Source organism: Marinifilum breve, from assembly GCF_003202155.1.
GTDB classification, from domain to species: Bacteria; Bacteroidota; Bacteroidia; order Bacteroidales; family Marinifilaceae; genus Marinifilum; species Marinifilum breve.
Genome location: NZ_QFLI01000001.1, coordinates 516,634 through 531,717, shown reverse-complemented (window position 1 = coordinate 531,717; position 15,084 = coordinate 516,634). Strand labels below are relative to the sequence as shown.

Annotated in this window: 12 protein-coding genes; 3 read left to right on the top strand and 9 right to left on the bottom strand. The window is 34.4% G+C overall.

Annotated features, from left to right (window positions below):
- Window positions 1-77 precede the first annotated feature (77 nt).
- On the top strand, window positions 78-1,025 hold the full coding sequence (locus tag DF185_RS02145) for an NAD(P)-dependent alcohol dehydrogenase (RefSeq protein WP_110359073.1): 948 nt from the start codon (window positions 78-80) through the stop codon (window positions 1,023-1,025).
- Window positions 1,026-1,129: 104 nt separating this feature from the next.
- Here the strand turns inward: DF185_RS02145 and DF185_RS02140 are convergent, their stop codons facing one another.
- The 5 genes from DF185_RS02140 to DF185_RS02120 all read right to left on the bottom strand — a co-directional run bounded on the left by DF185_RS02140 (window position 1,130) and on the right by DF185_RS02120 (window position 8,974).
- Window positions 1,130-1,732 carry a thioredoxin family protein gene (locus tag DF185_RS02140; protein WP_243421745.1) on the bottom strand — a complete coding sequence of 201 codons (603 nt, stop codon included), beginning with the start codon at window positions 1,730-1,732 and terminating at the stop codon, window positions 1,130-1,132.
- 28 nt (window positions 1,733-1,760) lie between these two features.
- Window positions 1,761-2,291 carry a redoxin domain-containing protein gene (locus tag DF185_RS02135; protein ID WP_110359072.1) on the bottom strand — a complete coding sequence of 177 codons (531 nt, stop codon included), beginning with the start codon at window positions 2,289-2,291 and terminating at the stop codon, window positions 1,761-1,763.
- Between the two features lie 95 nt (window positions 2,292-2,386).
- Window positions 2,387-5,500: an efflux RND transporter permease subunit gene (locus tag DF185_RS02130; RefSeq protein ID WP_110359071.1), complete on the bottom strand. Its 3,114-nt coding sequence runs from the start codon at window positions 5,498-5,500 to the stop codon at window positions 2,387-2,389.
- Between the two features lie 24 nt (window positions 5,501-5,524).
- Window positions 5,525-6,610: an efflux RND transporter periplasmic adaptor subunit gene (locus tag DF185_RS02125; RefSeq protein WP_207784545.1), complete on the bottom strand. Its 1,086-nt coding sequence runs from the start codon at window positions 6,608-6,610 to the stop codon at window positions 5,525-5,527.
- A gap of 12 nt (window positions 6,611-6,622) precedes the next feature.
- Entirely contained in the window at window positions 6,623-8,974 is a 2,352-nt protein-coding gene (locus DF185_RS02120; RefSeq protein ID WP_110359070.1) for a TolC family protein, read from the bottom strand.
- 458 nt (window positions 8,975-9,432) lie between these two features.
- On the opposite strand from DF185_RS02120, the gene DF185_RS02115 reads away from it, so the two are divergent.
- Window positions 9,433-10,272 (top strand): prephenate dehydratase, encoded by an 840-nt coding sequence (locus DF185_RS02115; protein WP_110359069.1) that lies wholly within the window; start codon window positions 9,433-9,435, stop codon window positions 10,270-10,272.
- A 2-nt stretch (window positions 10,273-10,274) separates the two neighbouring features.
- Here DF185_RS02115 and DF185_RS02110 read toward each other — a convergent pair whose 3' ends face one another.
- Complete coding sequence (locus tag DF185_RS02110) at window positions 10,275-10,541, bottom strand: 4a-hydroxytetrahydrobiopterin dehydratase (RefSeq protein WP_262509974.1); 267 nt, start codon at window positions 10,539-10,541, stop codon at window positions 10,275-10,277.
- Between the two features lie 110 nt (window positions 10,542-10,651).
- Window positions 10,652-11,617, bottom strand: coding sequence for a hypothetical protein (locus tag DF185_RS02105; RefSeq protein WP_110359067.1), 966 nt, complete (start codon window positions 11,615-11,617; stop codon window positions 10,652-10,654).
- Window positions 11,618-11,907: 290 nt separating this feature from the next.
- Here DF185_RS02105 and DF185_RS02100 point away from each other — a divergent pair, with 290 nt between their 5' ends.
- Window positions 11,908-13,926, top strand: coding sequence for a monovalent cation:proton antiporter family protein (locus tag DF185_RS02100; protein ID WP_165835911.1), 2,019 nt, complete (start codon window positions 11,908-11,910; stop codon window positions 13,924-13,926).
- Here the strand turns inward: DF185_RS02100 and DF185_RS02095 are convergent.
- Window positions 13,915-14,490: a tetratricopeptide repeat protein gene (locus DF185_RS02095; protein ID WP_110359065.1), complete on the bottom strand. Its 576-nt coding sequence runs from the start codon at window positions 14,488-14,490 to the stop codon at window positions 13,915-13,917. The genes DF185_RS02100 and DF185_RS02095 overlap by 12 nt on opposite strands.
- A 121-nt stretch (window positions 14,491-14,611) precedes the next feature.
- Window positions 14,612-14,989 (bottom strand): hypothetical protein, encoded by a 378-nt coding sequence (locus DF185_RS02090; RefSeq protein ID WP_110359064.1) that lies wholly within the window; start codon window positions 14,987-14,989, stop codon window positions 14,612-14,614.
- Window positions 14,990-15,084: the final 95 nt, after the last annotated feature.

The window sequence follows — 15,084 nt, the reverse complement described above, 5'->3', positions numbered from 1 at the left end:
TTGAGCCAAACTTGTCGTAACTTGATTAGTGAGTTTTGTACTCAGGATAAATTGAACCTAACAGAAAGAAAACGACGATGAAAGCTATAGTAATGAGAAAATATGGTTCTCCTGATGTGTTGGAAATTACAAATCTGGATCGACCGAAGATAAAAGAAAATCAAGTATTGGTGGAGGTGTATGCCTCCTCTGTTAATCCAGTTGACTGGAAAATCAGAAAAGGTTTGCTAAAGCTATTTATGCGAAAGAAATTGCCTTGTGTTTTGGGTGGTGATATTGCTGGTCGCATACTAGAGGTAGGCAATAAGGTGCAGTTTTACCGTGTAGGCGATGAGGTATTTGGCAAAGTTGACATTATTAAGAATGGAGCGTATGCCGAATATGTGGCTACAACTCCCGATCATTTGGCTTTAAAGCCTCAGAATATGAATTTCGAAGAGGCGGCTACCATTCCTTTAGCTGGATTAACTGCTTTGCAGGCTTTGCGTGATATGGGAGGAATAAAAGCCGGAATGAGTGTATTGATTAATGGCTGCTCAGGCGGTGTTGGTTCCTTCGCTTTGCAACTGGCAAAAGCATTTAAATGTAAGGCAACAGGTGTTTGTAGTGCTCGAAATATTGAATTTGCAAAAGAGCTAGGAGCTGATCGGGTGATCGATTACCAAAATGAGAATTTATTGGAACTTCAGGAAGAGTACGATATTTTCTTCGATGTGGTTGGTAAGCTGGAATACAAAAAAGTGAAGCATTTGTTACAACGAGGTGGGGTATATGTAACTACTTTGCCTTCGTTTAATATTCTTTTGCTGGGATCAATTCACAATTTGGTTAGCTCCAAAAAAATGAAAAAGATCTTTGTTCAGGAAAGCAAAAAAGATCTTGAGTTGTTAGCCGATTTTGTTGATGCAGGATTACTTAAAACGCACATCGATAAGTCTTACGAGTTGGATGATATTGCAGAAGCACATCAATACAGCGAATCGGGTAGAGTGGTAGGGAAGTTGTCTTTAAAAATTACTGAATAATTATGAATTATAAGTGATGAATTATAAATGAACACCTCTTATTGACAAAGTCATTAAGAGGTGTTTTAATTAATCATTGATAATTATTAATTCATAATTGAGATTTATCCTCTTGTTTTAATCGAACAGCCAATAGCTTTTGTGTAGGTTACTTCTGGCTTTTTACCCATCAGAAGGGAATTGATTGCATCCTCAACATATTTGGTGCTCACTTTCGAAGCATCTTTATAATTGTTATCGATGGTACCAATATATTCTACCTTAAGATCTTTACCATTTTTACTTAAAATGTAGACATGTGGTGTTTTGGTAGCTCCAAAGTTCTTATAAACTTCTTGCTTTGCATCAAAAAGATAAGGGAAAGTAAAACTTTTCTCTTTGGCTCTTGTTTGCATTCCTTCAAAAGAATCGCCGGGAACCACCGCAGGATCGTTCGGATTAATAGCAATTATCGGAAAGCCTTTCTTCTTGTATTTTTTATCGATATCAATAATTCTGTCTTCATAAGCCACGGCATATGGGCAATGGTTACAGGTAAAGATCACCACAAATCCTTTTGCATCTTTATAGTCAGCAAGTGAAATGTGTTTGCCATCGATATTTTTCAGCTTAAAATCTGCTGCTGAATCGCCTACTTTATATCCTTGTGCATGAATTGCTACTGCTGATATTAGCAGAATACTTAGGAATAATATTTTTTTCATCATCTAAATAAATTGGTTAATACTATTACTTCTATCTATTCAAATTATCAATTGTCTCTGCCAATTCGGAATAAGTTACTTTCCTTGCAAAGAATTTTCGTTTGTCCTTTTTATATATCACTGTTGCTGGCAATGCACCATCCCATTTGTCATCCACTTTACCAATCCATGAGTTTGCATCCGGATCATCGAGAATTACCACCTCAGCATTTATATTTTTCTTTATAAGAAATTTACTCAGGCGTTCCTCTACTTTTGATCCAAAATCCAGGCTTACCAATAAGACCTTTACTTTTTTATTTTCGTATGATTTTCGGATGTGTTCAAATTCCGGAAGTTCCTCAACGCAGGGTTTACACCACATGGCCCACAAATTAATAACATATGTGGTATCATTCTGTAAGTGGAATGTGGGTTCAAGGTCCTTAAAATTTAAGGTTTCAAAGTCCTGAGATTTAGCGTTTATGCTGAATGCAAATAGCAAGGCAATTGAGAATAGAATATTCAATTTCATGGTATTGTATAAATAAGACTTACGAGTATTAAATATACCATTATTCATTGAAACAGAATAATCTGGCTTGTTATTGATTTGTTAACGTTCATAAAAAAAGCCTGTCAATGAAAATTGACAGGCTTGCTTGAGTTTTATTTGTTTTAGTCTTGTAAGAGTTTTTCGTCGAATTGATAACCTTTATAATTCACTTTGTAGAATACACTATATAGTGCAGGTATAAAGATTAAGGTGATTACTGTTCCAAAAAGTAATCCAATCATAATAGAAGCTGCCATTGGTTCCCACATTAAACCTCCTCCAAGATACAATGGAATTAATCCCAGGGAAGTCGTAAATGTAGTCAACAGAATTGGTCTGAATCTTTGCAAACAGGCCGCAATTACAGCATCTTGTGGCGTTCGTTTCAATTCGGAGAGCTCAATTTCTATTCGGTCAATTAAAACAATGGCATTATTAATCACAATTCCGGCAAGTGATATTACACCCAAGAAGGCCATAAAACCAAAATAGGAGCGAAGAGCAATTAATCCAATTACTACACCAATAACTCCCAATGGAATAGTACTTACTACCATTGCTGTTTTTCTAAATGAATTGAATTGAATAACCAATAATAACAAAATTAGAAATGCTGATAATGGAAGATAAGCAATTACGGCACCCATATTTTCAGCAGTATTTTTACTATCACCACCAAGTTCGTAATTGTAACCCATTGGCCAGGTTTTTACATCTTCATCCAACCATGGTAGTACCTCATTCATAATTTCCGAAGCATTCCCATCTTCTGTGATTTCGCTCGAAACATTAATGCTTCGAATCAAATCGAGGCGTTTAATTTTTGCATATTGCCATTGTGGAATAATGCTGGCTACCTGAGAAAGAGGAACACTTCTTCCTGAACTTTGAGAGAACACATTCATGGTCTCAATCTTTTCATAGCTTTGATTCTGACTTGAGAAACCTCTTAATAGAATAGGAATGTTTTTATCATCCTCGCGATATTCGCCAGTTTGAAATCCATCCAATACAGTTTTTAACGAAGTGGCTATGTCCTGATTGGTTATCCCTGCAATCTGTGCATTGTTCTGGTCGATATTAATCACAAACTTTTTGGTTTTAGGGCCCCAATCATCTTTCACGTTTTTAGTTCCCTGTATTTGTGACAATCGAGATTTGATCTTTTCAGAAAGGTCAGCCAATATATCTGGATCGTTTCCTTTTACTTTAATCTCAATTGGAGTACCACCACCTCCTGAGCCCAGAGCTGAGACTTTCACATCGGCATTTGGAAAATGTTTAAAGCTAAATTCATCTAATCGACGAATCATTTCTGCATTTTCTTCAAATGAGCTGGTATTAATAAGAATGTGAGCATAGCTTGAGTTTGCTTCGTCTTGAGAGTATCCCAAGTCATAAGATTCAGGTCCTTGTCCAATAAAGGAAGACCAGTCTATGATTCCCTTCTCTCTCTCATCATTTACTTGTAATTCATCCGCAATGTGTTTTTCAATCGCTTTTACCACTTTTTCGGTTTCCTCAATTTTCGTTCCCAAAGGCAGGTTAATATCAACGGTAATCATATTTCTATCACTATCCGGGAAGAAAATGAATGGCACCAAACTAAATCCTTGCAAGGATAGAAAGAATAGCAAAACAATTCCTCCAATTACAATTCCTTTTCGATTTAAAGCAGACAAAATGATGGATTTGTAATATACTTTTAATGTATCGAAAATTCGATCCATGAAGTTAGGCTTAGCTTCTTCTTTTGGTTTCACTTTTAAGAAGTAGAAACACAACATGGTAATAATGGTAAGAGAAACGATCCAGGAAGATATCAAGGCCAATGTGATAACCACGAAAATTGGTCCAACAATATCACCCATGGTTGATTCTGCCAAATAGAATGATAGAAAGGCAACCGAAGTGGTCAAGGTTGAAATTAACAAAGGAATAATTAGCTCGGAGCAAGATGAGATCGCAGCATCCTTAACCGTCATTCCTTTCTCCATTTTAACCATTATCGATTCTGATACAACAATAGCGTTATCAACCATCATTCCCAGTGCCATGATTAATGCAGCTAATGTAACCTGGTTCAATCCCATGTTGATAAGCCCCATTAACATTAAGGTCATAATGGTTACAATAGGAATCAAACTGGAAATAATCAAACCTGTTCTCAATCCCAGGAAGATTAGCATTACTACCAATACAATCACGATAGATTGGACCAAATTGCCAATAAAATTATCGATACTTTTATCAACATAGCTATCTAAAGATGTTAAGCGTTGAACATTTAACCCAATAGGTAAATGCTCATTCCATTCAGCTAAAACCTTATCTACATCTTCACCCAATTTAATAATATTAGCACCATCCATTAGTGAAATGGAAAGTGAGATAGCAGGTTTGCCATTTACATGAACAATGGTGCTGGCAGGTTCAACATATGCTTTGCGAATGCTGGTAATGTCTCTTAATTGGACTACTTGACTTCCATCACCTATAGGAATCAGGGTATTTTCAATACTTTCCAAAGATTCATAGTTACCCGTTGGCTCTAGGATGATTCTTTCAGATTCAAGGTTAACTTCTCCTCCAGAATCCAAAATGTTGGTAGACGCAATAATGCTTTGAAGTTTGGATGAGCTTAATCCATATTCTTTCAATTGGGATTCGTCAAACTCAATAAAAACTCTTTCATCTTGCACACCTCCTAATTCAACTTTGGCAGCATCGTCGAGCTTAATTAGGGCATCTTTTAAGTCATCGGCTGCTTCTTTCATTTCTACATAAGAGTAGCCATCACTTATTAAGCCTACCATAATTCCATATACAACACCAACATCATCGTCATTAAGATTTGGATTTACATTTTGAGGTAGATCTCTTAGACTATTTAATTTTCTTCTTAGTTTATCCCAGATAGCCTGAAGGTCTTCAGGGGCAACTTCATCTTTAAGAGTCACTGTTACCACAGATAATCCAGTTCTGGATGTACTATTTATCTCTTTTACTTCAGGAATTTCCTGTGCTTTCTTTTCTATTTTATCTGTAACCAAGAGTTCAACCCTTTCCGGACCAGCTCCAGGAAATGAAGAAACAACAGTAGCCACTCTAACTGTGTATGGAGGCATACTATCTCTTGGTAAAGTTTCATATAAGGCCAAGCCTAAAATCACCACCACGGCAAGCAGAGTAAAGGTTATTCGGCTTTTTTCAATAGCAAATTTTGTAAGATTCATAATTGCTTTGTTTGGAGGTGAATACTATTTTAAACTAACTTTTTGCCCGTCGAGAAGTGTTTGTAAACCAGCAGTAGCTACAATCTGACCTGCTTTTAATCCACTTTTTACTTCAAATCCTATAGGTGAAAGTACGCCTACTTTAAAATGTTGTTTTTTAATAACTCCAACACTCTCGCTTTCTTTCTCTATAACGAAGACAAAGTTTCCTTTGCTGTCTTCACCCACTGCTGAAATCGGAACAATTAAGCTTTCACCATTATTCGTTTCGGCGAACCTAAATTTGATATGTGCTGCCATTCCTGACTTTACTTCTGAAGTCTCACCTAATAATTTTATTCTTACCGGGTAGGTAGCTGATCCCTCGCTAATGGATGGAGAGACCTCATTTACTACTCCCTGATATTCTTTGCCCTGAAGAGCAGGAAATGTTGCCGATACTTCCATACCTTGTTGTACTCTGTTGATTACGTTTTCAGGCAAACCTAGACTTACTTCCATAAAACTACCGGCGTTCAAAACTGCAATAATTTGTCCTGCACTTACATTCTCATTGTTTTCTACATTTTTAGCTGCAATAACTCCATTTGAAGGAGAATAGATGATTCCATAACCAACTTGTTTCTGCTGAATTTCTACACTTCGTTTTGAGGATTCGTAGTTTGCTTTAGCCGAAGCGTATGATGACTTTGCATTTTCATAATCACTTAATGAAGCACTTCCTTTCTCAAACAAGGTTCTAGTTCTATCCAATGTTGAGGTAGCTGTGTTCAAATTAGCTTTCGAACTGCTTAGTGCTGATATTGATTGTTCTAGAGATAATTGAGCTTCTGAATTATCGATTCTTGCTAATAAATCGCCTTTTTTTACAGATTGACCATTGGCAATATTTAAAACAGTTAGAATTCCAGAGGTCCTAAAACTTAAGTTGATTTCTTTATCAGACCTTGCAGTTCCATTGAAAGATCTCACTTGTCCAATTCCTGAATAACTAACTTCTTGATATTTTACCGGGCGATATCGCTCTTGTTTTTGCTCTTCGTTGCTATTGCCACAAGATCCAAATGTAAATATGAATAAGCCTAATGCTAGTATATATAATGGTTTCATAATTGTGCTGGTTTAATTATTGGTTAAAAGATAAGTTTGAAGATTTTGAATGAAAGATTGATTTTCTTCATCCGGATTTAGGAAGAAATAGTATGAAAGTATTCTCTCCATTTGTAAAAGACTTAAATAAAAGTTGTAACCCGCACTTGCCTGCTGTTGCTGTGCTTGAAAATATGCCTGCTGAGCATCAATTAAACTTGTAATTCCTATGGCTCCATTAGAGTAAGAAATTTGCATAAGTTCTAAACTCTCTTTTGCTGTTTTGGTGGTAAGTTTTGATAATTCGATATTGGTATAAAGATTCAATATGGTATACACAATATCATTTACATTTTTCTTAATAAGTGTTTCTGTGTTTTCTTTCTGAATATTTAATTGTTGCTGTTGAATTAATGACTTTTGACGGTTTAAACTTCTTTGATTTTGATTAAAAATAGGCAGACTTAATTGTACGCCAATATTATAATATCCATCAGGAGCACCTACAATACCTGTAGGGTAGGTGCTTCCTTTTCCATCTCTTGAGAAAGTATAATTGTATCCTCCTTGCAAGGCAATTGTTGGGAGGAATTTACTTCTTTGATATAGTTTTGCACTTCTTTCTGATGCCTCAATATTAAATTGTAAAGATTTCAGTTCGTGAGCATTTTCAATTGCAATTTTCTCCAGATATGTTAGTAGTTTGCCTCTTAAAATTGGGTCATCAATTAGCATGATTAGACCTTTGTAATCGAATTGATCTTCTGTATTCTCATCTACCAATGAGTGCTTGATGTCAATTTTGTAATTGATAGGATTATTTAGAAGTTGATTTATAGCATGCATTGATTGAATATAGTTGGTGTAAGCATTAACAATATTCTGAGTTGCCAATGCTAATTCACTTCTCCAACGCAGAACATCACCCTTACCGGTTTGTCCGGCAGAGTAATTTTGCTTTGCGATTTCAAAATTCTTTCTGGTTACCCTTAAATTTTCATCATTAATTAGGTAATTGGCCTTTGCAATTAATGCGTTGTAAAAAGTAATGCCTGCATCTAATATTGCATCCTTTTCTACGGCATTGTAGTTCTCCTGGCTGGCAGCAGCCAGTGTTTTCTGAATTTTGATATTTCCACTGGCTTGTTCCGAAAATAGGAGTTGTTCAATATTCACATTACCACTTGTGGTATACTCAGGATTCGATCCGTTAGATACTTCGGCTAAATCAGGATCAATGTGCGAACCAGTTACTGATGTTGAAAGGTTTGGCAGATATTGACTGTTTGCCAGTTTTACCTCTTGTTTGGCCAAATTGATATCAAATTTACTTGCCTTTAAACTTAAATTCTTTTCAAGAAGTTGATAAACAAAATTATCTAAGTAATAATTCTCTTTATATGGAAGGTTTTTGGCGTTTCCAATAATATTTGTTTTTATTAAAAAGCTGTATTTCAAGGGGAAGTTAATTTTGAATGAGGTTTCGATATTTAGAAGCAATTTGGTTTCTACATCCAGGTAAATCGGTAAATCCGATAAATCACTTCCCAATACTGCAGCCTCAATGTTTAGAGCAATTCTCCTAAAAAACTGATCTAACTCATTTACAGGTTGCGTGTTAAACAGTACGCCCAAAAAGGAAAATTCTTCATCCAATGAAGTGTAGGAAGGCAAATTTCGATTGTTGATCCTGTCAATCATTCTTTGTTTCTCTTGCTTAGAGAAGTACAAACCTCCGGAAATATAGACTGCATCAACATCTTCAAGTTGGGCGTCTAATTCATCAATAGATGATATTGGAATGAGTTTGTACTCCGATTTGATCTCACCCAGAATATTGTCCAATGTATTTTTTACAGGATAGATTTCGGTTAAATATTCATCTACAATTATTCCAACTTTATTGTAAGGGTACATTTCCTTAAACTCCGATAAATCTTCTTTGTATGATTTTGGAGTTAAAATATAGGTGAGATTTTTAACTTGAGATGTGTTTTGTCCTTCAGGAAACTCAATGAAATCATCATTAATAACACCGAATAAAATAACAGGTTTGGGAAATGCTTTGTTTTGGGCAATCACAAAATTGTTAAGGGAACCAAAGGATAAAATCAAATCGACATCATCGGAGTTTACTACAGTTTGATAATTTTCTTTTGCATTTTCCTGGTTTAGTTGATTCATTAAAAAATATTTCTCTTTAAATACAATTGTAGCTTCCTGTGATACAACAGATTTAATTTCAGCTTTCAATCGATTTAAGATGGAGTCTGTTTCGTGAATATATTCATCACCCAAAATGGCAACCGAGTATTCTTTGGTATTTTGAGCATTTATCCACGTTGCATTCAATAAAATAAATGATAGCAGGATGAGTTGTTTCATGTGGTTTTCTCTTAAATAATAAAAATCAGATTAAAAGATATTAAAAATCATCGAGAAAACTTAGTTGTTTCTCTTATTATTGCATTAAATTATGTTGTTGAAACTGAATTGATTTTATGCCAAACCATTATTTTTAAAATTATTTTTTTACCTTTGAACTGTATAAATGATTTACAAACTATGAATAGAGTTCACGCAAACCGATTTTTTTTCTTTTTTAGCATGTAGTGCTGAAGAGGTTTTGTGTGATATAAAATATTAACTGAGCCTTTTTCGAAAGGCTCTTTTTTTTACGATATAATGAGAACCATATTTTCCTTTAGCTTCATTTTTAGCTTTTTCTTTTTTGGAGACGAGAAGGACAGGATTCTTATGGTTTAAATTACAAATGCATTAAAAGAGAGTCCTGATTATTCAGGACTTTTTTTTTGAAAAAAATCTAATAAAACCAAAACAAAATGGACAAGAGAAGAATTGTTATTCAAGGAGTGGAAGGCTGTTTCCATCACATTGCGGCTAATGCATATTATGGTGAGGATGTTGAAATTATTCCAGCTGAAAATTTTGCCAAACTTGTTGACCTTGTTAATGATGAAAGTGCTTGCGATGCAGGAATAATGGCCATTGAGAATTCAATAGCTGGAAGTATTTTACAAAATTATGGATTGTTACAAGATTCAGGCCTTGTTGTGGAAGGAGAGATCTTTTTACGAGTTAAGCAAAACTTGATGGCTTTGCCGGGACAGAAAATTGAGGATTTAAAAGAGGTTCATTCTCATCCAATGGCTATCAATCAGTGTAGAGCATTTTTTCGTCAATATCCACATATCAGATTGGTAGAGATGGAAGATACTGCATTAAGTGCTAAAAATATTCGTGACAAGGAACTACAAGGTGTAGGAGCAATTGCTGGAGATTTACCTGCTAAGCTTTATGATTTAGAGATTTTGGAGGAGGCCATTGAAAGTATTAAGAATAATCAAACTCGATTTTTCTTGCTAAAAAGACAAAAAGATGTTGGTGTTAATGGAGGATTTACAAAGGCTTCACTATACTTTAGCACAAGTCATGAACCCGGTAGTTTGTCGTATATTTTAGATTGTTTTGCTCAAGAGGGTATTAACCTTTCTAAAATCCAATCCCATCCAATTCCTGGAGAAAATTGGCAGTATTTCTTTCATGTTGATCTAGAATTTAAAGCTCCAATGCAATTTAAAAATGCAATGAACATGATTTCTCAGAAGGTACGAGGAATGCAAATTTTAGGAACTTATAATAAGGGAATTGAAATTCGATAAAATCAATTAATTGAATCAAAGATCTTATCAATCTGCTTTGCTAGCGAAATGTCTTTTTCTGTAATTCTTCGTTTAGAGTGAGTTGTTAATGTTACTCTGACATTTTTGTATTTATACAGTTTAATGTCAGGGTGATGATCAACTTTTTCGGCATCTTCGGCAATAAGATTGATAAATTTAATGGCATGGGTAAAATCAGATAATACGTAATTTTTAATCAGCTTACTATCTATTTCGCTCCAACCTTGTTCCAATAAAATATTCATGATTTTCTTCTTTTTGATATATAAAGTTAATGAAAGAAAATTGTAATGTAAATAAAAAGGATTGCCGGTGGCAATCCTTTTTTAAACTAATTAATTTCAGATAAGCAAACGGCTTATAATGAAATTTCTCTATCCAGTTCTTCTCCCATAATTTTAGCTCCACTATACAAAACAGATCTTTCTTCGGCTTCCATATAAACATCAAAAGGTAACGAAATGTTATAAGCTGTTTGTACCAGTATGGCAATATCGTCTTTTGATCCTAATTGGTTTCTCCAGTTAATTTCAGTTTCATCCAATAAATAAGCATAAACAGGCCCGGTGAAATAAGCAAAACAATCAGCGTACGATTTGTTTTCCCATAAACATTCAAGCTTTGATTGCAAGAAAGATTTAAACTCTGGATTGGATCTGCATATTTTTTGAGCGGTATATTCAGCCATTCCTTCGTGAATTTCGAATCTATTTTCACAGCCATCACAATCAGAGTATAAAGCTCTGCGATATTTCCTAAAGCAAATTGCATCGATGATTGCTTGTTTTCTGTCTTCTCCTTCACTATGCAATGCAAAATCCAGGGCTTTCCACTCAAGTTTTAACCATACTCTTGCTTCCATCTCTTCCATATGACTGTTATTATATGGTAAAGGTTTCAAGTCTATTTGTGGTTGCAAACAATGAAAAGCTTCATGCAAAATAACACACTGTTGTTCAATTTTGTTTTCAGGCAAAGGTAGAGGTATAACAGCCCAATTGCGTTTGTCTATTTTTTGTGGTCCTTTTTTCACTTTTATAAAATCAGGAAGTTTCCCTATGTAAATGTTATTTTTTTCTTCCAGATTTAATTTTGAGCTATTCTTATTTGAGTACACGATTTCATTCTCTTCATCAACAAAAAGAATCGGAACATCCAAACTATGTCCCCATAGCAATCCATTATCTTTTGAGCAAAGCTCTTGAGTTTCATCAAGAACAGCTTTGATAATTTCAGGAGAATAATTTTGATTACTTGCCTTTGTATTTACAATGCAAATCATCAAAAAAATAACTCCAACGGTTAAAATTCGTTTGATCTTCATTTTAAGTTTGGTTAATAGGTTCGGTAGAATTATAACAGTATTTGTGCCGTTTTCTGCAAGTTGCACTATGTCAGTGCTTAATGAGTAGGAGTAGTGCTAATGGAAAAGGAAATCATGTTACATTTCGTACAGTAAGTGTTCGTATCTGTGCAGACTTTACAATCATTTAACAATGTTTGATGGAATTGGAACTAATAAGAGAATTCTGTATCTTAAATACTAATACCTAAACAAGTTGCTATGATATGTTTTATATCAATTGTTTTGAGCAAACATTAAAATTGAATCGAATGAATGAGTATCTTGAAATATTAATGGTCTTAATGGGTTTTCTGATTATTGCGGTGGGAGCAAATAGAATATCGCTGTATTTCCCAAAAATCAAGTTACCTATAATTACTGGCCTTTTATTTATTGGGATGTTATCTGGTCCTTATGTATTGAATCTTTTGCCTAAAACTTCAATTGAAAAACTAGGATTCATAAATGAAATATCATTGGCATTTATTGCATTTGCTGCGGGAGCCGAATTGTTTCTTAAAGAGTTAAAGGGAAGAATGAGAAGCATAAAGTGGATGACCTTTGGGCAACTCGTATTTACTTTTGGACTTAGTGTCTCTTTTGTTTTGTTGATTTCCGAGAGAATTCAATTCTTATCAGATATGTCATTTGAATACAAGTTGGCTATTGCTTTGTTAATTGGAACGGTGTTCGTTACTAGGTCGCCAGTTTCGGCCATAGCTGTAATTAATGAAATGCGAGCAAAAGGACCATTTACACAAATGGCTATTGGTGTTACGGTTATTAAGGATGTGTTGGTAATTGTACTATTCACCATTTGCTTTGCAGTTGCAGATGCATTGATATCAAAAATCCCATTCGATTTTTGGTTGGTGATTATTTTGTTTGGAGAGTTGTGTTTATCGGTATTTTTAGGTTTTGTTTTAGGAAATTTATTAAATCTAATCTTATCCATTCGTATATATACTCAGCTTAAGGCTTTTATTATTGTCCTTACCGGATACAGTGTGTATTTGTTAGCAAGTTTAGTTCATCATCAAAGTATCGAATGGTTTGGATTTGATTTATACATCGAGCCATTGCTAATCTGTATTCTTGGAAGTTTTGTAGTTGTTAATTTTGGTAAAAACCGAAGAGAGTTTAATCGCATTATCGAATTGGTTGTTCCATCTATTTATGTGTTATTTTACACATTAACGGGAGCTTCGGTAAAAATTGATATTCTAAAAGATGTATGGTCAATTGCTTTGATATTTTTTTTTGTACGATTAACGAGTATGGCGATTGGTGCATTTATAGGAGGTACTTTGGGTGGAGATCCAATGCGTTATAATAGAATTTCATGGATGCCATTTGTAACTCAAGCTGGGGTTGCTATTGGGTTAGTGTCAGTTGTATCGGCAAAATATCCAACTTGGGGTTCCGAGTTTGCTACCATACTTTTAGCTGTAATTGTATTAAATGAGATATTCGGGCCTCCATTATTCAAATGGTCTATTCTTCTGGTTGGCGAAAGTCATAAACAAAGGGAATTACAGCATGAAAATAAAGTTCAAAAAGCACTTATTTTTGGATTAGAAGGTCAATCACTTGCATTGGCACGACAGTTAGCGGATAATGATTGGAAAGTACAATTGGTTACTCGAAATGAAGCCAAAGCAAAATTAGAATATCAAGGAGTAAATGTTGTACATGTTCCCGAGTATAATTTGGAAGAATTAAGGAAGATTAAAGCTCACAAGGCAGATGCTTTGGTTCTTTTAAATAAAGATAATGACAATTTAACGGTTTGTGAATTGGCTTATGAACATTTTGGGACCAGAGATATTGTGGTTCGAGTTCATGAAAGAAGTTTCATTAAGAAATTTCATGAGTTAGGTGCATTAATTGTTGAACCATCTACCGTAATGGTGAGTCTTATGGACCATCTGGTTCGTTCACCTATTGCAACTTCACTATTGCTGGGTATGGAAGAAAATCAGGATACTGTTGATATAGAAATGCAAAATCCAGAATTGCATGGTGTTGCAATTCGAGACCTGCAAATTCCTACTGATTTAATTATATTGGCAACCAAACGCAATCAGAATACTTTGATTTCGACAGGATTCACAAGGTTACGATTGGGCGATGTGCTGACTGTTGTTGGCTCAATTGACAGTATAGATAAATTGAGACTTAAATTAGAGAATATGGAAACTCCTGACTTAAAAAAAATAAGGTTCGCCGGAAAAACCATTTCATTTAAGCGAAGACCAATACAGCCGGATACTGATTTACCAGGTTAAAAATACAGTCGTCCAGAAGGCCAGAGGAACTACGGTATTCCAGATTACCTCCTCTCGATGTCGAGCTCTTTGAAGTCTTTCATTTTCAACTTGTAATCGTAAGTAATCTAATTGTTGCTGGTTTTGAATATAAGCTAGTTCCTTTTCTTTTTGGATGTTTTCAAGGTATATAATTGCCTCTCTGCTTTTGGACGGATTAGAATTGGCAACAGCCAATAAATCCTGTTCCGATTCATTTAATCGGTTCAGGTGGTAATAAGCCATTCCTCTTTGTAATTTTACTTCGCTCATATATGGTTTTTTAGCCAGCACATGATTAAAATCCAATATCGCCTTTTTGTAGTTTTTTAGTTGCATGTATGCATATCCTCTGTCTTGGAAAATAGTAGGATAGTAGGGCATTATATTAATAGCAGTATCCAGGTATGGGATTGCTTTATCATACTTGCCTTCTAGTATTAGCATTCTACCGGTATCATGATATTGCATGTAACGTTCAACATTTTGTGATTGTGCGAAGAATGAGAATACAAGGCTTAAGGTTAAAATTATTGATGTTTTCATGGGTGTTTCAATATTATATTGATTTTAAATTCTAACGCTAAACGTGCAACATAAATTGTACCAAAATGCATAAAAAAGCCCTTCAAATTTTCGAAGGGCTTAACTGTTGCTTGATAATAAATTATGACTTTTTCTTGCAATCTTTTTTACAATTTGAATCACATTTTTTCTTTGCGCTAGCTTCTTTCGAACATGATTTTTTACATTTAGAATCACATTTTTTAGCGCTTGCCTCTTTTTTAGAGCATTCTTTTTTGTTTTTACAACATGCTTTTTCTTTAGAACATTCTTTCTTAGAACAGTCTTTTTTCTTAGAACAACAAGCTTTTTTATCAGCTTTAGCTTCTTTTTTTACTTTCTTTTTATCTTGTTCCTGATCTTGATCTACATCCTGAGTAAGTACAATATCGCTATCAACAGAAATGCTAACTGGTTGAACTGCGAAACTTACTGCGCTAATAGCGAAAACAAATAATAGGCTCAATAATAATTTTTTCATTGTTTTAAATTTAAAATGTTAATTAATCCGTTTTGATTTTATTGAATTGTTTTATAAAGAACGTAAAAGATCTTTTTATCTGCTGTTAATGAATT